The organism is Flavobacterium ammoniigenes, assembly GCF_020886055.1.
Taxonomy (GTDB): Bacteria; Bacteroidota; Bacteroidia; order Flavobacteriales; family Flavobacteriaceae; genus Flavobacterium; species Flavobacterium ammoniigenes.
Genome location: NZ_AP025184.1, coordinates 463389 through 485454, shown reverse-complemented (window position 1 = coordinate 485454; position 22066 = coordinate 463389). Strand labels below are relative to the sequence as shown.

Annotated in this window: 18 protein-coding genes, 1 tRNA gene and 1 pseudogene; 9 read left to right on the top strand and 11 right to left on the bottom strand. The window is 35.0% G+C overall.

Annotated features, from left to right (window positions below):
* Positions 1-13 precede the first annotated feature (13 nt).
* On the top strand, positions 14-2779 hold the full coding sequence (locus LPC21_RS02125) for a PD-(D/E)XK nuclease family protein (RefSeq protein ID WP_229317861.1): 2766 nt from the start codon (positions 14-16) through the stop codon (positions 2777-2779).
* On the opposite strand, the gene LPC21_RS02120 is transcribed toward LPC21_RS02125, so the two are convergent.
* The 3 genes from LPC21_RS02120 to LPC21_RS02110 form a co-directional block, all read right to left on the bottom strand.
* Positions 2776-3564: an alpha/beta fold hydrolase gene (locus tag LPC21_RS02120; RefSeq protein WP_229317860.1), complete on the bottom strand. Its 789-nt coding sequence runs from the start codon at positions 3562-3564 to the stop codon at positions 2776-2778. The two genes, LPC21_RS02125 and LPC21_RS02120, sit on opposite strands and share 4 nt — an antisense overlap.
* Positions 3565-3702: 138 nt before the next feature.
* On the bottom strand, positions 3703-4995 hold the full coding sequence (locus LPC21_RS02115; RefSeq protein WP_229317859.1) for an aminopeptidase P family protein: 1293 nt from the start codon (positions 4993-4995) through the stop codon (positions 3703-3705).
* Between the two features lie 28 nt (positions 4996-5023).
* Entirely contained in the window at positions 5024-6385 is a 1362-nt protein-coding gene (locus LPC21_RS02110) for a hydroxymethylglutaryl-CoA synthase family protein (protein ID WP_229317858.1), read from the bottom strand.
* A 351-nt stretch (positions 6386-6736) separates the two neighbouring features.
* On the opposite strand from LPC21_RS02110, the gene LPC21_RS02105 reads away from it, so the two are divergent.
* From LPC21_RS02105 to LPC21_RS02085, 5 genes are all read left to right on the top strand, one after another.
* Positions 6737-7564 (top strand): succinate dehydrogenase cytochrome b subunit, encoded by an 828-nt coding sequence (locus tag LPC21_RS02105; protein WP_229317857.1) that lies wholly within the window; start codon positions 6737-6739, stop codon positions 7562-7564.
* Between the two features lie 19 nt (positions 7565-7583).
* A complete protein-coding gene (locus LPC21_RS02100; RefSeq protein ID WP_229317856.1) occupies positions 7584-9593 on the top strand; it encodes a fumarate reductase/succinate dehydrogenase flavoprotein subunit in 2010 nt (669 codons plus the stop codon).
* Positions 9594-9601: 8 nt separating this feature from the next.
* The gene (locus tag LPC21_RS02095; RefSeq protein WP_229317855.1) at positions 9602-10363 is read left to right on the top strand and encodes a succinate dehydrogenase/fumarate reductase iron-sulfur subunit; all 762 of its coding nucleotides are present in this window, start codon (positions 9602-9604) and stop codon (positions 10361-10363) included.
* A gap of 100 nt (positions 10364-10463) precedes the next feature.
* On the top strand, positions 10464-12875 hold the full coding sequence (locus LPC21_RS02090; protein WP_229317854.1) for an alpha-L-rhamnosidase-related protein: 2412 nt from the start codon (positions 10464-10466) through the stop codon (positions 12873-12875).
* Positions 12876-12885: 10 nt separating this feature from the next.
* A complete protein-coding gene (locus LPC21_RS02085; protein ID WP_229317853.1) occupies positions 12886-13650 on the top strand; it encodes an amidohydrolase in 765 nt (254 codons plus the stop codon).
* Here the strand turns inward: LPC21_RS02085 and LPC21_RS02080 are convergent.
* Positions 13645-15318, bottom strand: coding sequence for an Ig-like domain-containing domain (locus LPC21_RS02080; protein ID WP_229317852.1), 1674 nt, complete (start codon positions 15316-15318; stop codon positions 13645-13647). The two genes, LPC21_RS02085 and LPC21_RS02080, sit on opposite strands and share 6 nt — an antisense overlap.
* Before the next feature lie 139 nt (positions 15319-15457).
* On the opposite strand from LPC21_RS02080, the gene mce reads away from it, so the two are divergent.
* Positions 15458-15859 carry a methylmalonyl-CoA epimerase gene (mce, locus tag LPC21_RS02075; RefSeq protein ID WP_229317851.1) on the top strand — a complete coding sequence of 134 codons (402 nt, stop codon included), beginning with the start codon at positions 15458-15460 and terminating at the stop codon, positions 15857-15859.
* Positions 15860-15981: 122 nt separating this feature from the next.
* Positions 15982-16055 (top strand) — tRNA-Ile (locus tag LPC21_RS02070).
* Between the two features lie 173 nt (positions 16056-16228).
* Here LPC21_RS02070 and LPC21_RS02065 read toward each other — a convergent pair.
* The 7 genes and pseudogenes from LPC21_RS02065 to LPC21_RS02035 form a co-directional block, all read right to left on the bottom strand.
* Positions 16229-18481 carry a multicopper oxidase family protein gene (locus tag LPC21_RS02065; RefSeq protein WP_229317850.1) on the bottom strand — a complete coding sequence of 751 codons (2253 nt, stop codon included), beginning with the start codon at positions 18479-18481 and terminating at the stop codon, positions 16229-16231.
* A gap of 11 nt (positions 18482-18492) precedes the next feature.
* The gene (locus tag LPC21_RS02060) at positions 18493-19206 is read right to left on the bottom strand and encodes a heavy-metal-associated domain-containing protein (RefSeq protein WP_229317849.1); all 714 of its coding nucleotides are present in this window, start codon (positions 19204-19206) and stop codon (positions 18493-18495) included.
* 93 nt (positions 19207-19299) lie between these two features.
* Positions 19300-19860: a helix-turn-helix domain-containing protein gene (locus tag LPC21_RS02055; RefSeq protein WP_229317848.1), complete on the bottom strand. Its 561-nt coding sequence runs from the start codon at positions 19858-19860 to the stop codon at positions 19300-19302.
* A gap of 25 nt (positions 19861-19885) precedes the next feature.
* Positions 19886-20254: a DUF2911 domain-containing protein gene (locus tag LPC21_RS02050; RefSeq protein ID WP_338030344.1), complete on the bottom strand. Its 369-nt coding sequence runs from the start codon at positions 20252-20254 to the stop codon at positions 19886-19888.
* 1 nt (position 20255) lies between these two features.
* Positions 20256-20372 (bottom strand): annotated as a pseudogene (locus LPC21_RS10295) (TlpA family protein disulfide reductase); the annotation flags it as partial.
* Positions 20373-21233 carry a DUF3347 domain-containing protein gene (locus LPC21_RS02040; protein WP_229317846.1) on the bottom strand — a complete coding sequence of 287 codons (861 nt, stop codon included), beginning with the start codon at positions 21231-21233 and terminating at the stop codon, positions 20373-20375. It abuts the pseudogene before it with no gap.
* Between the two features lie 93 nt (positions 21234-21326).
* Complete coding sequence (locus LPC21_RS02035) at positions 21327-21695, bottom strand: hypothetical protein (protein ID WP_229317845.1); 369 nt, start codon at positions 21693-21695, stop codon at positions 21327-21329.
* Between the two features lie 210 nt (positions 21696-21905).
* Between LPC21_RS02035 and LPC21_RS02030 the strand changes: the two genes are divergently transcribed.
* On the top strand, positions 21906-22064 hold the full coding sequence (locus tag LPC21_RS02030; RefSeq protein WP_229317844.1) for a hypothetical protein: 159 nt from the start codon (positions 21906-21908) through the stop codon (positions 22062-22064).
* Positions 22065-22066 lie beyond the last annotated feature (2 nt).

Sequence of the window (22066 nt, the reverse complement as noted above, 5' to 3'; positions counted from 1 at the left end):
TTATTTTTATAGAATGACAAACACTTCTTTTTTAAACAAAATCGCTACGCTACTAATCGATAACCATTCTGATCAATTATCAGATACGGTTATTGTTCTACCTAATAAAAGAGCCAAGGTTTTTTTAATAGAAGCTGTTAAAAATCAGTTGAGTCAAACCGTGATTTCTCCTGAAATAATAAGTATTGAAGATTTTGTTCAACATATAGCTGGAATACGTTCTGTAGATGCAATAGAACAATTGTTTGAATTTTATGAAGTTTATTTGTCCATTACTCCAAGCGCTCAACAACAATCATTTGAATTGTTTGCCAATTGGGCCAAAACCCTTTTACAAGATTTTAATGAAATTGATCGGTACTTATTAGAACCCTCACATGTGCTTTCTTATTTGAAAGATATAGAGGATATTAAAAAATGGGGTATTGAAGTTGAAGACAAAACTCAATTACTCGAAAACTATATTGATTTTTGGAAGTTGTTGCCCAACTATTACCAATCATTATACGATCATTTACTAGCAAAAGGAATTGGATACCAAGGGTTAATTTATAGAGAAGCGGTTCAAAATTTAATTCATTTTTTAAATACCGTTCCCAGTAAACAATTTGTCTTTGCGGGATTTAATGCTTTAAATGCTGCCGAAGAAAAAATTGTTCAAGAACTTTTATCTGTTGGTCAAGCCAAAATATATTGGGATGCAGATCAAACCTTTCTCAACGATCCGTATCATGATGCAGGTCACTTTTTACGACGATTTAAAGAAAATTGGAAGTACTACAAAACACATCCTTTTGAATGGATTGTAGATGATTTTTCAGCCACAAAGAATATTCAAGTTATTGGTACCCCAAAGTCAGTGGGGCAAGCCAAAATTGCAGGAAGTATATTGGAACAAACTATTGAAAATCATCCTGAAAAATCCTTAGATAAAGTAGCGGTTGTTTTGGGTGAAGAAAGCTTGCTCGTTCCTTTAATGTATTCGTTACCGGCTTCGGTGGGTGCTTTGAATATAACCATGGGATATTCGGCTAAGAATAACCCAGCCCAAATTTTGGTAGCCAAATTATTTAAAATGCACACCAATTCTTTGTCAAGAAATAACAAAGGATATGTGTTGTATTACAAAGAAGTTTTGGATATATTGACCCATCCATTAATAGAACCCTACGCCAAAACAAGGGAATTAGTGCGCCTCATTAATGCCAATAATTATACGTTTATAACCCACCAAAAATTATTGGATTTAAACCCAAATCCTAGCGAATTGTTTTTGTTGCTTTTCAAAAAATGGGAAACAGGTGCAGTGCCCGTTTTGGAAACAATTATTAATTTACTAGAGACTTTAAAAAATAATTTGAGTAATGATAATGAAGAGGAAAAAATAACAAAGGCGTTTGTTTTTGCTATTTTCAAAGTGATTAATAAATTGATCACCTACTATTCCAAACACCAACATATCGATAAAATTGAAACCTTGTATGCGATTTACAAACAAGTGATTGATGTGGCCGAAGTTTCCTTTGAAGGCGAACCTTTGAATGGCTTGCAAATTATGGGTGTGTTAGAAAGTAGGGTTTTGGATTTTGATACCGTAATTGTCACCTCAATGAATGAGGGCAAATTTCCCGCCGGCAAATCGTCGAATTCATTTATTCCCTATGATGTGAAACGCGAGTTAGGCTTGCCCACTTTCAAAGAAAAAGACGCCATTTATACCTACCACTTTTATCATTTACTACAACGAGCTACCAATATATATTTGTTGTACAACACTGAAAGCGAAGGCATGGATGCTGGCGAAAAAAGCAGATTTATTACCCAGCTGGATGTTGAAAGACAACCCAAGCATACTTTGACGCAAGAAATTTACAATGCAGTTTTGCCGGACACGGCTTATGTGCCTATGGAAGTGCCAAAGTCAGCGGCGGTGATGTTGCGTTTAAAAGAAATTGCAGAGCAGGGTTTTTCTCCTTCGGCATTGACCAAATACATTCGGAATCCAATAGATTTTTATTTTCAAAAAATACTGCGCATTCGCGAAGTGGAAGAGGTAGAAGAAAGCATCGCCTTGAATACGCTAGGAACTATTATACACGAAACTTTAAAAACCCTTTACGAGCCTTTTATTGGAAGATTGATTTCTGAGTCGGACTTACAACAATGCTTCAAGCAAATTGATGTCGAAGTTTTGAAGCAATTCAAATTAGTCTACAAAGAAGGCGAAATCAAAAAAGGCCGCAATTTATTGGCTTTTGAAGTCGCTAAACGCAATGTGTCTAACTTTCTAAAAGTAGAATTAGAAAGCGTTAAAAAGGGAGAACAAGTTCAAATCATTGCTTTGGAACAAACCTACGAAAGGCTTTTAGAACATCCGAAATTGCCTTTTCCAGTTTTGATCAAAGGAAATGTAGACCGAATTGAAAACCGTGATGGAGTCATCCGAATTATTGACTATAAAACCGGAAAAGTAGAAAAAGGAACCGTCGCTTTACGCAGTTGGGATGATTTGACGCTCGATATTAAAAACGAAAAAATCATCCAAGTATTGGCCTATGCCTATATGTTTGAGAAAGAAGCAAAAGGAGTACCAATTGAAGCTGGAATCATCTCCTTTAAAAACCTAAAAGAAGGATTTTTGCCTTTCAATTTTAAATCAGGAAAAGAAGAAACTAAAAATATAGAGGAAGAAATTCTAAATCATTATTTAGAACAAATTGTCCTGTTACTTTCTGAAATTTTGGACGAAACAATTCCGTTTAAAGAAAAAATAAATTAGGATTTCACTGATTTAAAAAACGCCATTAATGCGACACGCAGTGCATCTTGATTTTCAATGTGCGACATATGCCCGTCAGGGAAACTCAACAATTGCACTTGTGTGTCTTCAATTTGTTCTTTGGTTTCTTCAAAGTTTAAAACAGGGTCTTTTTTTCCTAACACTAATAGTTTAGGATAAGGGGTTAAATGCAATAAAACTTCTCTGTCAATTCGAATTTTCATTCCTTCTAATGAGGCTACAATTCCTTGCAAAGGGGTTTTAAGCGCCTCTTTTTTTACATTTTCAATAGATTCCGAAAGACGCTCTCTGTTTTCTTCACTAAACAAATTGGAGATGGACAAGGAAATGAAATTTTGAAACGACTGTTTTACCGCTTTGATTGCGCGATCTCGATTGGTTTTTCGCTCGTTACTATCGGCTCTTGAAGTGGAGTTTAAAAGCACTAAACCTTTCATCATATCGGGATACAATTCAGCGAAAGCCAAAGCGACATAACCACCCATAGAATGCCCTACTAGAATTGCTCTTCGTATACGTAATTCAGCTAGAACTTCATGAACAACATCGGCGTTGTTTTCCATGGAATGCACATACCCCATACATCCCGTTTCGCCATGTCCCAATAAATCAATTGTGATAATTCGGAATTTTTTGCTCCATTCTGGGATAAAAGCGTCCCACATTTTTTTGTTTTCCAAAAACCCATGTAATAAGACTACTGCCGTTCCTTTGCCTTGGTCGGTGTAGCTGATTATGGTGTTTTTGAAATGGGTTGTTTTCATTGTTGCAAAGGTAAATTATAAACACAAAGAGCACAAAGTTTTTTCAAATGATGTACTATAAATTGCGTACAGTTTGACTTATTCAAATAAAAAACGGCTTACTTTCGCAAACCGTTTTGGGTCTATTTTTTCTTCAATTTAAGCATTCATCAAACTTTCAATTTCTTCTACTTCAATTGGAATGTTACGCATCAGGTTGAAAGGAGATCCTTTTTCTTGAATGACCACATTATCTTCCAAACGTATACCAAAGCCCTCTGCAGGTATGTATATTCCAGGTTCTACGGTAAACACCATATTGGCTTGCATCGGCTCAGTCAAAATTCCGTAATCGTGTGTATCTAATCCCATGTGGTGAGACGTGCCGTGCATAAAATATTTTTTATAAGCAGGCCAATCCGGATTTTCGTTTTGTACATCGGCTTTGTCAATCAAACCTAAACTTAATAGTTCAGATGTCATTACTTTGCCAACTTCAACATGGTATTGTTTCCATAAAGTACCCGGCGTTAGCATTTGTGTTGCTTCGTTTTTTACTCGTAAAACGGCATTGTAAACTGCTTTTTGTCTTTCAGTAAAACGACCTGAAACGGGAATCGTTCTTGTCATATCACTTGAATAGTTGGCATATTCAGCCGCTACGTCTAGCAAAATCAAATCGCCTGCTTTACAGACTTGATTGTTTTCAATATAGTGTAATACATTGGCATTGTTTCCCGATGCGATAATGGGAGTATACGCAAAACCTTTGGAACGATTGCGAAGGAATTCGTGTGCAAATTCGGCTTCGATTTCATATTCAGCAACCTCAGGTTGTACAAAAGATAAAACTCTTCTAAATCCTTTTTCAGTAATATCGCAGGCTTTTTGAATTAACTCCAATTCTACATTTTCTTTTACCGAACGAAGGCGTTGCAATATCGGATTGCTTTTGGCTACGGCATGAGCGGGATACTTTTCTTTCCACCATTTTACAAAACGGGCTTCGCGAGTTTCCGTTTCTACAGTAGCACGATAATGTTCATTGGTGTTGATATAGATCGTTTCAGAATGTGTCATTAATTCAAACAACACTTTTTCAAATTCGGTTAACCAATACACGGTTTTAATTCCAGACACTTCAAAAGCACGTTCTTTGGTCAATTTTTCACCTTCCCAAACCGCAATATGATCGTTAGTTTCTCTCAAAAAAAGCATCTCTCTTTGATGCTCATAGGGTGCGTCTGGAAACAATAACAAAATACTTTCTTCCTGATCTACACCACTTAGATAAAAGATATCGCGGTGTTGTGCAAATGGCATGGTGCTATCGGCACTGATAGGGTAAATATCATTCGAATTAAAAACGGCTACACTTTTCGGCTTCATTTGAGCCGTGAATTTAGCGCGGTTTTTTATATATAAATTGCGGTCTATTGGATGGTATTTCATACGAATTAGAATTTATTAGAATACAAATCTAATCAATCCATTTGTAATATCTAGCACCAATTAGATTTGGATTTTCATTTTCAATTCGGTCTAGTACCCATTCGCTTTTTGGAGTCTTCACACTTAGTTTCTGCTCTTTTTTATGCAATTTTTCGTAAGTAGTAAAATCAATTTCATGACTTTGTTCCAATGTTTCAAACAGTTGTGCTTTGGCCACAGCCAATTTCCAATCAGCTTGAATGGTGCCTTCAAACACTTTTGATTTGGAACCACTTCCATAGGCTAAGAATCCGAATTTTTTCCCTGTAATAGTTGAACTAGTGTTGGCAAAATGGGCTAAAGTAGACAGGAATCCCATAAAAATAGAGCCAGTATATAAATTTCCTATTAGTGAAGAGGCAATTTCGGCAGGCTGTAATTTTTGGTTTACAAATGCACGATATTCATCAGATTTACTCACCTCTTTCAATTTATTTTGATAATCGGCAGTTGATTCATTCCCTGTCAAAATTGGGTTTGCTGCGTCAAGTGCATAAATTTCTGATAGCATGCGACGCCCTTGAAACGAATACGGCAAGTGCATGATGATGCTTTCCCAAGTAGCGTATAATGTTTCATTTGTGTTTAGTAGTTTTTTGAATGCAAAGTAGGCATTGCGTGTACGATCCATATAACATTGATTGGAATATTGTCCATCAAAAACAGGTTGGTCTTTGTGGATTTCTATTTCGGCTTCTAAATTGTCAAACCAAACCTTGTTTTCGTTGTTGCCAGTGATGGCTTCTTTTGAAATTGTTCGGTAGGGTTTGAAAAAATCAAAAACGCCTTTAGTGCTAGTGGCCCATTCGTTTTCGAAAGCAATTATTTTAGGATCGGCGGCTACTAACATCGCCAATGCTCCTGCCCCTTGAGTGTATTCACCAGTCGAATTCAAATCGTATTTGGCAAAATCAGTGGTAACAACAATGGCTTTTTTAGTTGGATTAAGTCGCACAAAGTCCAAGCAGTTTTGCAAGGCGTCTACCCCGCCAATACACGCAAAAGTAAAATCGACTACGTCGCAATTTTCTAAAATACCTTCTCCGAATTTTTGCTCCATTAAGGCAATTAAAAACGAACTAATGGGTTTTGAGCTATCGATGGCACTTTCGGTACCAACATATATTCTAGCAATTTCGTTCAAGTCAATTTGGTTGTCTACTACTAGTTTGGTTAAGGCGTTGGCGCCAAAAACTACTGTGTCTTGATGAACGTCTGGCAAGGTCATTTTAATTAAACCCAAGCCTTTTTCAAGTTTTTCGGGTTCGATATTTCGGGCATATGCCAATGTTTTTATGGGTAAATGCAGTTGAGCAACGTCAAAAGCTATAGCGTCAATTCCTATTTTCATTATTTTTTATTTGAATTGGTAAAATTAAAATTCGCTCTTCGAATACCAATTTTTTTAGGCCTATAAAACTAGTCTTTTTTTGATTTTTACAGAATGTAGAATAAATCCAAATAAAAAATATTAATTCAATAATTTTAAAGGATTATACTGCTGATAAATACGAATTTTCAATTTAATTTTTATTAGGAAATGTTTAATCAAATTTAGTTTCAAGCCTTGATAATTATCAATTTATTAGGGTTTTCGCTAAAACACTTTAAAATCATTATAAATAACAACGAAAAGGTTGTAGTTGAATTGGATTTCTCCTATTTTTGTCACACTATTTAATAAAAATTTATTCAAATTATTATGGCAAAATCTGCAATTCTAAAGTCTTCTATTGCAAAGAAATATTGGATGGCTTTTACAGGTTTATTTTTATGTTTGTTCCTATCAGGACATTTAGCAGGGAATCTTCAATTAATCTTTAGCGATGCATTGCATTTTAATCAATATGCATTGTTTATGACGACTAACCCAGCCGTGAAAATATTATCTTACGTTACCTATATTTCTATTTTATTCCATGCTATTGATGGAATTGTGTTAACTATTCAAAACAAAAAAGCAAGGCCAGTTGCTTATGCAAAAACAGACGGTTCATCAAGTTCATTTTCATCAAGAAATATGGCGGTTTTAGGAACTGTTATTTTAGTATTTATTGTAACACATATGGTCAATTTCTGGGCGGTAATGCATTTTGACAAAAACATGCCATTGCAAACAATAACTATTGCTCAAGCAGGACAACAACAAGAGTTTTATTTGACTACTGACGGAGGTTACCTTCCTAAAGCTCAGGTTGATCAACAAATGGTTAAAATTGAAAACAGAACCGAATTTTTCGACGCTGCTGCCAATGTTAAAATTAAAGAAGGATACAAAGATTTGCACAAAATCACTGTTGCGTTCTTTAAAGATCCAAAAACAGGTTTAATTGCAACTATCTTGTATGTACTAGCTATGTTTACATTAGCATTTCACTTACTACACGGATTCCAAAGTGCTTTCCAATCGCTTGGTTTGAATAATCCAAAATACACCCCTGCGATTAAAAAAGCAGGAGCTGCATTTGCGATTATCGTACCGCTTTTGTTTGCTATTATTCCAGTTTACATTCACTTTTTCTTAAAATAAATCAACATCAGAAGATATTATGAAGTTAGATTCTAAAATACCAGAAGGTCACATTTCACAGAAATGGACTGATTATAAAGACCATTTAAAATTAGTAGCGCCAAACAATAGACCAAAAATTGATATTATCGTTGTTGGTACTGGTTTAGCAGGTTCCTCTGCTGCTGCTTCTCTTGCAGAAATGGGATACAATGTTAAAGCATTTTGTTTCCAAGATTCACCACGTCGTGCGCACTCTATTGCAGCACAAGGGGGAATCAACGCAGCAAAAAACTATCAAAATGATGGTGATAGTACCTATAGATTATTTTACGATACCATCAAAGGGGGAGATTACAGAGCTCGTGAAGCTAACGTTCACCGTTTAGCTGAGGTTTCTGGAAATATTATTGACCAATGTGTGGCACAAGGAGTTCCTTTTGCTAGAGAATATGGCGGAATGTTAGACAACCGTTCTTTTGGTGGAACGCAAGTACAACGTACGTTTTATGCCGCAGGTCAAACCGGACAACAATTATTATTAGGAGCTTATTCTGCTTTGTCAAGACAAATTGGATTGGGACGTATTGAAATGTTCAATCGTCACGAAATGTTAGACTTGGTAAAAGTAGACGGGAAAGCACGTGGAATTATTGCTCGTAACTTGGTTACAGGTGAAATTGAAAGACATTCAGCTCATGCTGTAGTTATTGCTTCAGGAGGATATGGAAACGTTTATTTCCTATCTACTAATGCGATGGGAAGTAACGTAACAGCAGGATGGAAAGTTCACAAACAAGGGGCTTTATTTGCTAACCCATGTTTTGTTCAAATTCACCCAACTTGTATTCCAGTTCACGGGACAAACCAAGCCAAATTGACCTTGATGTCAGAGTCATTACGTAACTCAGGTCGTATTTGGGTACCAAAGAAAAAAGAAGACGCCGAAGCAATTCGCGCTGGAAAATTAAAACCAACTCAATTATCTGAAGAAGAAAGAGATTACTTCTTAGAAAGAAAATATCCTGCATTTGGAAACTTAGTACCACGTGATGTGGCTTCAAGAGCTGCCAAAGAAGTATGTGACGAGGGTAAAGGAATTGAGGCTAACGATACGAATGAAGGAGTTTATTTGGATTTCTCTTCTGAGATTCAAAGCAAGGGAAAACAAGCGGCTTTCGCCAAAGGAAATCACCATCCAACAGCAGAAGAAATTACTACTTTAGGAAAAGAATGGTTGAAAGAAAAGTACGGTAACTTGTTTACCATGTACCAAAAAATCACCGATGAAAATCCATACGAAACGCCAATGAAAATCTATCCAGCAGTGCACTATACTATGGGTGGAGTTTGGGTGGATTATAACTTACAATCTACAATTCCAGGTTGTTTCGTAGCCGGAGAAGCTAACTTCTCAGATCACGGAGCCAACCGTTTAGGAGCTTCGGCTTTGATGCAAGGTTTGGCTGACGGTTATTTCGTATTACCTTATACCATCTCAAATTATTTGGCAGATGATATTCGTACCGGAAAAATATCAACTGATTTGCCAGAATTTGAAGCAGCAGAAAACAGAGTTAAAGAGACCATCCACCAATTCTTAAATAATAAAGGTTCTAAATCTGTGGATCATTTCCACAAACGTTTGGGATTGATTATGTGGAATAAAGTGGGTATGGGTAGAAACGAAGCAGGATTAAAAGCAGCGATTGAAGAAATTGCAGCTTTGAAAGCCGAATTCTACAAAGAAGTAAATGTACCAGGTAGCGCCGATGAATTGAATCCACAATTAGAGAAAGCACTTCGTGTAGCTGACTTTATTGACTTGGGTCAATTGATGGCAATGGATGCCTTACAACGTAATGAATCTTGTGGAGGTCACTTCCGTGAAGAATATCAAGATGCAGAAGGTGAAACACTGCGTGATGATGAAAACTTCTCATTTGTGGGTGCTTGGGAATACAAAGGTGATGACATCACTCAGGCTGAGCTTCACAAAGAAGAATTGAAATACGAGTTTATCAAAATTGCAGCTAGAAATTATAAATAATTAAAATTATGTCTTCAGCAAAAAACATCAATATAACCCTTAAAATTTGGCGTCAAAAAGACTCTAAAGCCAAAGGGCAATTAGAAACTTACAAATTAAACGAGGTTTCTACAGCGAGTTCATTCTTGGAAATGTTAGACCAATTGAATGAGCAATTAATCAATGAAGGAACAGAACCAATCGCCTTTGATCACGATTGTCGTGAAGGAATTTGCGGTATGTGTTCGTTATTCATTAACGGTCGCGCTCACGGACCAGATTCAGGGGTAACCACTTGTCAATTACACATGCGTATGTTCAAGGATGGCGATACTATCTTTGTAGAACCATGGAGAAGTAGAGCGTTTCCAGTAATCAAAGATTTAGTGGTAGACCGAAGCGCTTTTGATAGAATCCAACAAGCGGGTGGTTTCGTATCTGTAAATACTTCAGGCAACACAATTGATGCGAATGCAACGCCAATTGCAAAAGAGGATGCAGATAAAGCATTTGAAGCAGCAGCTTGTATTGGTTGCGGTGCGTGTGTTGCTACCTGTAAAAATGGTTCGGCAATGCTTTTCGTAGGTGCCAAAGTATCTCAATATGCTTTATTGCCTCAAGGTAAAGTGGAAGCCACTAACCGTGTATTGAACATGGTGCGTCAAATGGACGAAGAAGGATTTGGTAACTGTACCAATACAGGAGCTTGTGAGGTAGAATGTCCAAAAGGAATTTCACTAGAGAATATCGCTCGTATGAATAGAGAATATTTAGTAGCTAGCGTAAAGTAATCTACTACCTTTTTTATAATAAAAAACGCATTCCATTCCGGAATGCGTTTTTTTATTTATCAATACTAAATTTTGTACTTTTAAAAAAAATACTCCTGCTATGATTTCTTTAAAACAGCTTTTTTATTGCGGAATTCTTCTATTTATTGTGTTGAAAGGAAACGCCCAAACTTCAAAATCTATCGTTTCTGTCTTCGATAAAACGGAAAGCATCAAAGGGAAACCACAGCATTTAGCTACTCCATTCAATACCGCTGGAGATCAATTGTATATGGTGGGAAATCAAGACGGAACTTTTCCTGATTTGGGTTGGCATGTCAAAGGTGAGATGGGGGGTATTTGGCATCATCCAATAAAATTATTAGACGGTTTCGAGGCTAGTATTTCCTATGGTAAGGAACATTTTAATTTAGATAAAGCAGATGCGTTTATCAATTATCCTTTTGGCAACAAACACCTTTACAACACTTTTTCTGATCAAATTACAATGGAAAGAGTCCAATTTGTTCCTGATAATATGGGCGTCATTTATATAGAATATGTACTAAAGAATAGAACCAATAAGCCGATATTACTTCAATTTGAAATCAAAGCAATTTCGAACCTAATGCCTGTTTGGTTGGGAGAACGAACCGTTATGATTGATGGTAAAGACCAATCAAACTATGACAGTAAAAATCGCTACTGGGTAGTAAAAGATGCTAATAATTCATGGTACACAGTATATGGAAGTCCGCTTGAAGGGAATAGCACAAAAGATTTGGGTGCCAAATTACACAAGCCCAACACTTCTAAAACATCTACCCAATATTCGATTATGCTAAAACCAAACGGAGTATTTAGTGTTCCCTTTATAATTTCAGGATCTTCAAAAAGTAAATCAGAAGCAACCCAAGCCTATACAAATGTGCGAGCAAATGCGTTTAAATTAATTCAGAAAAAGAAGCAACGACTTTTGCAATTAAACGAAAAATCGAAGGTAACTTTAAATGATAAAGAACTATCAACGGCATTCAGATGGTTGAAATATAATTCGGATTGGTTAACGGTAAATGTAGCCGGAATGGGCAAAGGCATGGTAGCTGGACTACCTGATTATCCTTGGTGGTTTGGCGGCGACATGGCCTATTCTCTAAAAGGATTAATTGCAACAGGTCGCAAAGATTTGACATATAGTTCTATTGATTTACTTCACAAGGTTTCAGAAAAAAACAATGGTAATGGCAGGATTGTTCACGAAGTTTCTACTAATGGAGCAGTGTATAATTTAGGGAATGTTTGCGAAACACCTCAATTTGTATCCTTGATCTGGGACGTGTATTGTTGGACAGGAGATAAAGCATTTTTAAGCCACTATTTTCCTGCGGTTGAAAAGGGATTGACATGGTTGATAGATAAAAACGATGCTGATGGGAATGCTATTCCTGATGGAAGTGGGATGATGGAAATTCACGGTTTAAATTCGGAAATGATAGATGTCGCAGTTTATTCTCAAAAAGCGTTTTCTGATGCTAGTAAAATGGCAAAATTAGTTGGAAAAGAACCGTTATCAATAGCGTATCAAAACAGAGCAGATGTACTCAGAGAAAAAATTAATACTGATTTTTGGGTAAAAGAGTTTAATTCTTATGCAGATTTCATTGGGACAAAAGAACAAGCGTTACAATTGGCCGATGCGGCAATAGTAAGAGCAGATACATTGAAAAATAAATGGGCTGTTACAGAATTACAAGCTGCCAAGCTGAAAATTCAGTCGGATACATCAAGCGCTAAAAAAGGATTTGTATTGTATCATAATTGGGTAGTCAATACCCCGATGGAAACGGGAATTGCCACTAAGAACCAGGCTGTATTGGCTTTAAATACAGCTCAAAAATTCACGAATTCATTCGGTTTGTTTGTTACTGGAATTGATCGTAATGAAGAGGCCATTAAAGAAGAAAATTCATTTGCATCAACTGCAAATAAAAAAGAATTTACCTATACTGGAACCGTAATGACTTTGCCAACAGGTGTTCAAGTTGTAGCTGAAAATAATTATGGTCGTCCAGATGAAGCATACCAATTATTAAAAAAGATAACCAAAACCTTTAGTTATGCTTTGCCCGGTTCTATATATGAAGTTTCTCCGGATTATGGGATGATGACTCAAGCATGGAATATATATGCTTTTGGGGAATCCATAGTAAAACAATTTTTTGGGATTCAACCTTTGGCCTATAAAAAAGAAATAGTAATAAAGCCATCTTTGCCGAAAGCATTGACCAATGGAAAAATTGAAAATGTTCCAATTGGTTCCAATGAAATTTCGATTGGTTTTGTACAAAAAGCAACAAAAGATCAATTTGCGATTACTCAAAAATCAACGGGTTGGTCCGTAGTGTTTTCACAGCCAAAAGGGAAATACAAAAAATGGGTTGTAAACAATAGAACTGTAGCTCCTAAATTAGTCGGCGATTACGAACAAATTACACTTTCTCGAAAAATGAATACCTTGCAGCTGCTTAAATAGTATTTTAACAATGAAGATAGCTTTAATTCAAATTCCGTTAGTTTGGGAAGACCCAAAATCGAATCGAGCAAATATTGAGCAAAAAATTAATACATTGGAAGCAGGTATTGATTTGATTGTACTTCCCGAGATGTTTACCACAGGCTTTACGATGCAGCCAGAACGTGTTGCAGAGACAATGCAGGGAGAAACAATTGTATGGATGCAATCATTGGCGAAAGCCAAAAATTTTGCTATAACAGGAAGTTTAGTGATTAATGAGAAGGGAAACTATTATAACAGATTGCTATTTGTTTTTCCTTCAGGAGACATACAGTTTTATGATAAACGTCATTTGTTCACTTTGGCTGGAGAAGACCAAAGCTATACCAGCGGCAAACATAAATTAATTTTTGAATACCAAGGTTGGAACATTTGTCCATTGATTTGTTACGATTTGCGCTTCCCAGTTTTTTCTCGCAACACCGAAAATTACGACTTACTTATTTATGTAGCCAATTGGCCTAAAACAAGAATTAATGCTTGGGACACTTTATTGAAAGCACGTGCCATTGAAAATATGAGTTATACTATTGGTGTCAATCGTTTAGGAGTTGATGACAATAATTTAGAGTATGTTGGCCATAGTCAAATTGTAGACTATTTAGGAAATCCGGTAATTGAACCTCAAACAACCGAGGGTGTTTTTATAGCTGAAATAGACAAGAATTCGTTGATTGAAACTCGAAAAAAGCTAGATTTTTTGAAGGATAAAGACACTTTCGAATTGTTATAATCCCGTTTTTTTAGCTCCTTTTTTTGGTTTGATTTTTAATTTTGGCTCTGGCGTATAGGGAATGCTTAAATCGAAAGCTTGTACCACATCCCAATTAGCACGAACGTCTACTTCTTTAGAAAAATAAATTACTTCTTCGGCGTATTGTTTTGCCATAAAATTCCCCGGATCGTACGCCTTGTTTTTATTGTCGTCGTAAATGGCACGCAGGGTATATTTTGCAGGCAGAATTAGGTTGAAATTTATACTAGTATTTTTTGCCGTGTATTCAGAAATTAAAGCCTCGCCTTTGTCATTTGTTAGTTCAATAATGATTGGAAATCGTTTTGCATTTTGTAGGTTTACTAGTAGATTCCCATAACTTTCTATTGAATTGGGGTTGATTTTAAAATTCAAACTGTCATTTGCTTTTTCAAAAAAATCAGTTACCGCTCCGGTTTTTAATTGGAATTGGTATTCTTCATCCGCTTCTCTTTTGAAATTCAAATGAAGTAATTGTTGGAACTCATCGTATTCAGTAGTAAATGAAATAGCTTCTGATTTTTTGTTCACCAAACTCATTTTGCTTGTGTCAAATTGCACTAAAGGTGTAGCGCTTTCCAAAGTAAAATAATCTTTTTCTCTTAGACTACCTTGTTGGCCAATTTTAATATTTAAAGTATCTTTTTTTTGGTCTTTCACTTTAAAAGTAAAATCTTTTTGGTAGTTGCCTTGTGCAATTGCAATTGCTAAAGAATCTGTTTTGATGGGTTTATACCAAATTTGCAGCGAATCTTTTTTAGGTAATTGTGTAATTACCGCTGGAAGTATTTGATCTTTGTTTTTCAAAACGATTTTCGGCCTGTTTGTTTTTGTTTTCAGATTTCCCTCATAACCCAATAGCAATCGATTTCCTGACGCTTGAGTTGGTTTGTAAGCTTTAAAAGGCAACTGTTCTTTGAATAATTCGAGTTCGTAAACGGTATCGTTAGGAACAGTAATAAATTGCTTGTAAAAACCAATTTTGTCTTTTTTAGGATCAAATTTATTATTGGAATTGTAATCCTTCATCGCTACCAAAAGGTATTTACCGGCTTTTAGATTTTCTAGTTTGAACGTCTTTAAACTGTCTAGCGTATTGGTAACATAACGGGGTGTTTGTTTGTATACAATCGAGTCGGTGTAGTTGTTACTTACATCATATAACATTACAGAAACAAAGGGCTCTACCTCCTTGAAGTAGGCGTCTTTTACTTTCCCGCCGATAGCTAAAGAATCAATTGTTTTTCCAGTAGAGAAAATGTATTTGAATTGACTGTATGGATTACCTTCATTATTGTCGGTTATACTTTGTCCAAAGTTAAAACTATAGGTTGTATTGTCTTGAAGGGTATCGTTAATAGTTATGCTAATATTTTTACTAGGTGTGCTAGGAAATATCAACGGCTCATTTTTCATAGGTGGCGAAATAATGAGTTGTTTTTTTAAGTCTTTTAACTTGATAAATTCGTCAAAGGTAAGTTTGATGGTTTTGCCTTTGAATTCGGTATTGAAGTTTTTTGGGAAACTAGCTTTTAAAACGGGTGCGATGGTGTCTTTTGCGCCGCCAGTGATGTTGCCTCTTTTGGCACAACTAGCTAGGACAATTAGTACTACACCGATACAATATTTAAAAAAGGACTTGCCCATAACAAATTAAAAAATTACTTGCCACAAAATAACAACTATATTTAATGGAATGGAAACTTTTTATAGAAATATTATACCCTATCGATTCGGAATTTGGTTTGAAATTCTGTATTTTTAAACCGTAATTGAAGTCAAAATTATGAGAAAAATAGAACATGTTGGAATAGCGGTGAAGGATTTAGAGATGTCCAACACTCTTTTTGAAAAATTGTTTGGCGCTCCTGCTTATAAATCCGAAGTAGTCGAAAGCGAAGGGGTAACCACCTCGTTTTTTTTGAACGGACCCAATAAAATTGAATTATTGGCCGCGACCCATCCAGAGAGTCCTATAGCCAAGTTTATCGAGAAAAAAGGCGAAGGCATTCATCATATTGCCTTTGATGTAGAAGACATAGTTTCAGAAATTGCTCGACTTCAAAATGAAGGCTTTGTGGTATTGAATGAAACACCTAAAAAAGGGGCCGATAATAAGTTAGTAGCATTCTTACATCCTAAAAGCACGAATGGCGTCTTGATTGAATTGTGTCAGGAGATTCGCTAATAGTTTCTTCAAAATCAAGCGGTTTCGTTTTGTGGATTTTTGAAACCATTAGTTTTTTCAATTCTACTTTAAAAATAGTTGTGGCAAATTAAAAATAGTAGTAATATTGCACACTCTTAACCGGTCCTATAGCTCAGTTGGTTAGAGCACCTGACTCATAATCAGGTGGTCCCTGGTTCGAGCCCAGGTGGGACCACTAGTAAAATCAAGGGTTTCAAGATTCATTTCTTGGAACCTTTTTTTTTGAGCATGGTTTAAGCATGGTTTTACTCTCTTCCAACACTATTTGGAGTAAGATTAACGATTAAAATTATATCGATTTATTAGAAATGGTTAGTTATAAACTCTCCACAAAGACTTTTATATCTTTCAATAATTAAAATTCATTCCAAAACCTAACCCCATATCACTATCGTAATGTGTTCTGACACTAAAATTTCTTTTGATAATGTATCGTAAACCTGCCATATATTCTTTATCGGTATTCCACATCAAATCCATTCTTATTCTTTTAGAAACAGGTATGTCCATTCGTTCAAATTGTAATCTGAAATTTCCATCTGTAAAAACTTCGGCTTGTGCTTTTATGAGCATTGGCATTGTATATTCTAATCCTGCACTAAAATCAGATCGTTCGTCTTTGGTGCCTTCTTGTCCAAAAAGGTTTTTTTCTGTTTCGCCATTTCCAATTTTTCTGTATCTCCAATCGAAACCTACAAAAGGCATAATCCATTGCATCTTGCCAATGTATCTCCCAATATGAGTTTCTGTTTCGTAGCCGTGCATATCATTATAACCCAATCGCCATTCTGTGCCAATGCTCCAACGTGTGTTGCTAAACATTGCCATTCCGTCGTTTCCATTTGTTGCAAAATCATTTTCTCCCATAAAATGAAATTTTCGGTCTTCGGCAAATAATTTTCGTTGTGCTAATTTTGGATTTGGAATTAATGGGTTTGGTGCTTGATTTTCATAGGTAAAAACTCTGCCCATTCCTGCCATCATATGGTAAAGGATATGACAATGAAAAAACCAATCACCCTCAACATTGGCGTTGAATTCTAAAATATCGGTTTCCATCGGCATAATGTCAATGATGTTTTTGAGTGGTGCGTAATCGCCTTGCCCGTTTATAATTCTAAAATCGTGTCCGTGCAAGTGCATTGGGTGTCGCATCATTGAGCCGTTGTAGATAGTGATGCGTACATTTTCGCCTTTTTTGATTAAAATTTTATCGGTTTCGGAAACTACTTTATTGTTTAAACTCCAAACGTAACGGTTCATATTTCCTGTTAGTTCAAATTTTAGTTCCTTTATTGGTGCGTCTTTTGGAAGTGTTGTTTTGGTTGGGGATTTTAACATTGCGTAATTTAGCGTTACAATTTCCGAAAGTTTATTACTATTATAATCGTCTTCGGTCATTTTCATTCCGCCCATTTTGTCGCTTTTGCTTTTTGCTTCGCCTGTGATTTCGGGATACATTACTACGTTCATATCCATTTGATTGTAGGACATACTCATTCCCATATCGTCAAGATTGCCATTCATTTTCATCATATCGTTCATCATTTTCATACCTTCAAAATATTTTAATTTTGGTAAGGCGGAAGTAAGTTGTTTGATGCCATCTCCTATATATAATGATGCAGATTTAGTTCGGTCTTCCGAAGTTACTAAAAGTTCGTAAGCGGTTTTGTCGGCTGGAATGGTTACAATAATATCATAGGTTTCGGAAACTGCGACAATTAATCTATCGACTTCTACAGGTTCGACATCATTACCATCATTGGCAATAACCGTAATTTTTCCGCCTGCATACGTTAGCCAAAAGTAGGTTGATGCACCACCGTTTGAAATTCTTAAACGGACTTTATCGCCACCTTTAAATCGCGACAATTGGCTTTCGTTTTTTCCGTTTATTAAAAATTTATTGTAATACACATCGCTCACGTCCATTGCGTTCATTCTTTTCCATTCGTTGGTAACTTTGGTTTTGAAATGTCCTTGTTGAATTGCTTCGGCATAACTTTGAGTCGTGCCTTTTTGAATAGCGAACCAATCGGTTGCGTTGTGCAACATTCGGTGAACATTATTAGGATTTACATCTGTCCATTCGCTTAGAATGATGGGAACTGTTGGTAAATCGTCTATTCCTTTTCTAAAAGTTGGGTCGGTTTCTTTTTTGAGCATAACAAAGTTTCCGTACATTCCGATTTGTTCTTGTAGACCTGAATGGCTGTGATACCAATGTGTGCCGTTTTGTATAATTGGAAAAGTATATTTGTGCGTAGTATTGGGTTCTATTGGCATTTGGGTCAAATTAGGAACGCCATCTTCTTTGTTTGGTAACATCAATCCGTGCCAATGCAATGAGGTACTTTCTTTTAACTCGTTGTGTACATAAATTTCGGCAATATCGCCTTCTGTAAATGTTAATGTTGGCATCGGGATTTGTCCGTTTACTGCAATAGCACGTTTTGGTTTGTCGCCAAAAGTTACTATTGTATCGCGAACGTATAAATCGTAACGTACAATTTTTTGAGCGAAAATAGATTGAGATAGAAACAATATCAATATTGCTGTGGGTACTATTGATATTTTATTTATTTTTTTATTTTTCATTTAGGTTTTTCTTATATCATTATAAATAACATAATTCCACTCATAGCAATCATCAAAGCATCTTCTATAATAGTCACCGTACTCATTGGTAAATTGAAAACTGCACCCAGACACGCACATTGAATTTTCTTTTTGTTTAGTACTGATTGTAAAACACCAATGATACTAATGCTCATTACAATTACTGTAATTGAATTAGTAAGGATTGGATTGAAATTGATTAGAAAAGCAATTCCTAAACCTAATTCGATGAATACATACAGATACGCCCAAACTGGAATTTGTTTTGCTAAAACATCGTACATCACATAACTTTCGGCAAAACCTCTAAGGTTTAGTAATTTAAAAAAAGAAAAAATTAGAAAGAAACCTGACATAAAATGTCTCATTGCTTGCATAAAATCGAATTTTGTATTTTGTGTTTGTACTAATGTTGTAACTACTGTAATGTAGAAAAATATTAGTAAAATGGGTTTGTAGGTGTCAAACCACGATTTTGTTTGTTCTGCAATTTCGTTATGATTGATTGCTGCTATTTGGTATTTGTTGTCTAAAACTTTTTGCAAGTCGGATAATGCAATATGTTTATCCATTGTGATAGTTGCGGTTTCTAAATCTTTTGAAACGGCAACATCATTAATATTTTCGATAGTTAGCAAAGCCGATTTTACTTTGGCTTCGCAACTACTGCAAGTCATTCCTATTACTTGATATTGGTGTACCATTTTTTTAAATTTTAATTGTTTGTTTATACTGTTGCAAATCTCGGCACTTGTACTTTTTTATTGTTGCTAAATTTTGGCTTTGATTTGTAACATTTATAAATCTTCAATTTGTTTTCGCTTATTAATCTTCAATTGCTTAAAGTAGGTAGGCGAAAAGCCTGTTACTTTCTTGAACTGGTTACTTAAATAGGAAACGCTACTGTAATTGAGGTGACAAGCAATTTCACTTAAAGTCATTTCGTTATACATTAGTAGTTCTTTTACTTTCTCGATTTTTTGATTTATGAAATATTTTTCGATACTCGTGTTTTCTACTTCTGAAAACAGATTGCTTAAAGTGCTGTAATCTTGAAAGATGTGGCTTGACAAGTATTCAGATAGATTGACGTTAATATCATTATTCTTATTATGTACTAAATCAATAATCAATGTTTTAATCTTGTCAATAATTCTGCTTTTTTTATCGTCTATTAATTCAAAACCAAGCGGTTTTAATTGCTTTTGTATTTTCTTCTTTTGAGTTTCTGAAACTGTTTCAACGGTTGCCACTTCGCCTAAATCGACAGAAAGTAGTGAAAGTCCAAGTTTTTCTAACTCGGACTTTACAACCATTTTGCAACGGCTGCAGACCATATTTTTGATGTAGAGTTTCATTATTTTGTAGGTTCTAAAAACTATTTTAAAAATTTTCAAATTGGAATGAAACAGTCAGGTATTCCCAACATATACTAACTTGCCCTTTTTTATTATTTAAAGATTTTACTTTATAGGTCAGAGCCTCTGTAATATCTTTATTTTTATTTGGATTTACTTTGAGCCTAATCACATCATTTTCTGAATTGTAGTTATCGGCTAGATGCATATCCCAATCCTTATTCAGTATAATCGTCCATTCTTTTTTATCAGGAATGGTAAAAAACCCATACTTACCTTTAGGAACTAATTGCGAGTTTATTATTACATCCTGCGAAAATTCTATCCAAGTAGCTTTGTGTGCACCACGATGCCCAAAAATCGATGAGAATAATTTTGTTTTTAAAAGTGTCACTTTGAACTTTATTATCGTTAGTATCGAATAAAGTAAAAGCTGGGATTGTATCACCAACTTTTACTTGTGCTTGAATTGTAAAAGTAAAAAGGGTAAGTAAAATGATTATCTTTTTCATTTATTTGATAGTTTCTATAACTTTCCCACAATTCAACATCATTGAACCATAATAAGGATTTTTAACTGTATTTTCTTTACTTAACCAGTTAGCACCTTTTCCATTATTAGCCATTGGGCAAAATTGATAATAAGTGGGAGTTTCTTGTTTTGAAACTTTGATTAAATCATAAATATTTTTTGAAAGCGTGACAAAATGTTCTCTTTGATGTTTAATATCTTTTGTGTCAGATATATGTTCAGCATCTTCTTTTATGTTTTTAACAATTTTCATCCAAACATTATGCTCTTCAGTTTTTAAAGTTTGCATTTCAACTTTGTTAATTGTTAAAAGTAATGTTGCTGCTTTTGCAGATGCTGTGTTACCATCTGTTTTTACTAATTCATCTTTTAAGGCAAAATAATTGTCGAAAACTACTTTTAGTTGATTTAAATCTTGAATCTCAGCTTTTGGTTTTTCTGTTTGCTTTTCGTAATTGGTATGGCTCTCTGTATTCACACTAGTATTTACAGGGACTTTTGCGACTCTATCATATTGGCAACATCCGTGCAAATTATTATAAACATCGTCAGGAGCTAGAAACTTATCACTATCATACCCGCTTAAAGCAATACGTTTAAGAATTTCATCTTGATTAGTTTTTTTAGTATCGTAAGTAATTGTAGCCATTTTTGTGTCTACGTTCCAGTCTATTTTGGCAATATCTTTAAGGTTTCCTGCTTTCTCAATTGTTTTTTCACACATTCCACAGTTTCCATAAATTTTAACGGTTTCAGTTGTTGCATTTTTAATTTGTGCATTGCAGGATGTGAATGATAACAATACCGTGATTGCCACCAATATATTTGATGTTAGTTTCATTATTATAAAAGTTTAATTTGTGTTAAATAAATAATTTTGATAGTAAAGTATTTACTATTGATTTGACAGATTTATGGCTGTCAAAGTTTGGAATTATTTTATTTTAGGAGGTAGCCAAACGGAAGAATAATCCGAAGAAATGAAGGTTTTTGAATGATAAAATTTTGGCTTTTCGATAGAAAAAGCAAAAATATCATTTTTAAATTCAATCTCGTACAACGAAATTATGCTAAAGTTTACTGAAGATGATGTGCAGTTTGAATGACCACATTTTCCACCACAGCTATTGTCTTTGTCTTCTGATTGTTTATTTTTGCAACAGTCTTTTTTTTCTGTTTTAGAAGTTGTTTCCTTTTTGCAACACGATTTTTCTGCTTTAGTTCCACACGCATAAGTAGAATCTGGAAGCATAAAGAAACCAATCGCTAGAATTATGATGAGTATGTGTATCTGTTTATTCACAAGACAAATGTAACAACATTTTTTTTTAATTTTATGTTAAAATTTATGTTTCAATTAATTATATTTTAAGTTGTAAATTAGATTTTGTTTTAATTTCAAGAATGACTTATTAGCAAGCAATAAGCAATATGAAAAATTGAGCAGGTAAACTTCCTGTAAATTGACACCTTTCTTTTATTTCAGACTATTTATAGGTAAACAAATAGCGCTATGAAAACAAAACAAAAAAGACTGAAAATCATTTTGAACGAGGATCAGGTAAAACGCCTTTTGGACACAATAACCAAAGAATCCGTTTTGGAAGAATCTAAAAAACCTAAAACTTTTAAGTTGACTGTATGTCTTCAAACTAAAGTGGACTTTTCCTAAGA

Bases quoted from the DNA above. Each gene is read 5' to 3' on its own strand.
- LPC21_RS02125 (WP_229317861.1), top strand. From the start codon at position 14: ATGACAAACACTTCTTTTTTAAACAAAATCGCTACGCTACTAATCGAT.
- LPC21_RS02120 (WP_229317860.1), bottom strand. From the start codon at position 3,564: ATGAAAACAACCCATTTCAAAAACACCATAATCAGCTACACCGACCAA.
- LPC21_RS02115 (WP_229317859.1), bottom strand. From the start codon at position 4,995: ATGAAATACCATCCAATAGACCGCAATTTATATATAAAAAACCGCGCT.
- LPC21_RS02110 (WP_229317858.1), bottom strand. From the start codon at position 6,385: ATGAAAATAGGAATTGACGCTATAGCTTTTGACGTTGCTCAACTGCAT.
- LPC21_RS02105 (WP_229317857.1), top strand. From the start codon at position 6,737: ATGGCAAAATCTGCAATTCTAAAGTCTTCTATTGCAAAGAAATATTGG.
- LPC21_RS02100 (WP_229317856.1), top strand. From the start codon at position 7,584: ATGAAGTTAGATTCTAAAATACCAGAAGGTCACATTTCACAGAAATGG.
- LPC21_RS02095 (WP_229317855.1), top strand. From the start codon at position 9,602: ATGTCTTCAGCAAAAAACATCAATATAACCCTTAAAATTTGGCGTCAA.
- LPC21_RS02090 (WP_229317854.1), top strand. From the start codon at position 10,464: ATGATTTCTTTAAAACAGCTTTTTTATTGCGGAATTCTTCTATTTATT.
- LPC21_RS02085 (WP_229317853.1), top strand. From the start codon at position 12,886: ATGAAGATAGCTTTAATTCAAATTCCGTTAGTTTGGGAAGACCCAAAA.
- LPC21_RS02080 (WP_229317852.1), bottom strand. From the start codon at position 15,318: ATGGGCAAGTCCTTTTTTAAATATTGTATCGGTGTAGTACTAATTGTC.
- mce (WP_229317851.1), top strand. From the start codon at position 15,458: ATGAGAAAAATAGAACATGTTGGAATAGCGGTGAAGGATTTAGAGATG.
- LPC21_RS02065 (WP_229317850.1), bottom strand. From the start codon at position 18,481: ATGAAAAATAAAAAAATAAATAAAATATCAATAGTACCCACAGCAATA.
- LPC21_RS02060 (WP_229317849.1), bottom strand. From the start codon at position 19,206: ATGGTACACCAATATCAAGTAATAGGAATGACTTGCAGTAGTTGCGAA.
- LPC21_RS02055 (WP_229317848.1), bottom strand. From the start codon at position 19,860: ATGAAACTCTACATCAAAAATATGGTCTGCAGCCGTTGCAAAATGGTT.
- LPC21_RS02040 (WP_229317846.1), bottom strand. From the start codon at position 21,233: ATGAAACTAACATCAAATATATTGGTGGCAATCACGGTATTGTTATCA.
- LPC21_RS02030 (WP_229317844.1), top strand. From the start codon at position 21,906: ATGAAAACAAAACAAAAAAGACTGAAAATCATTTTGAACGAGGATCAG.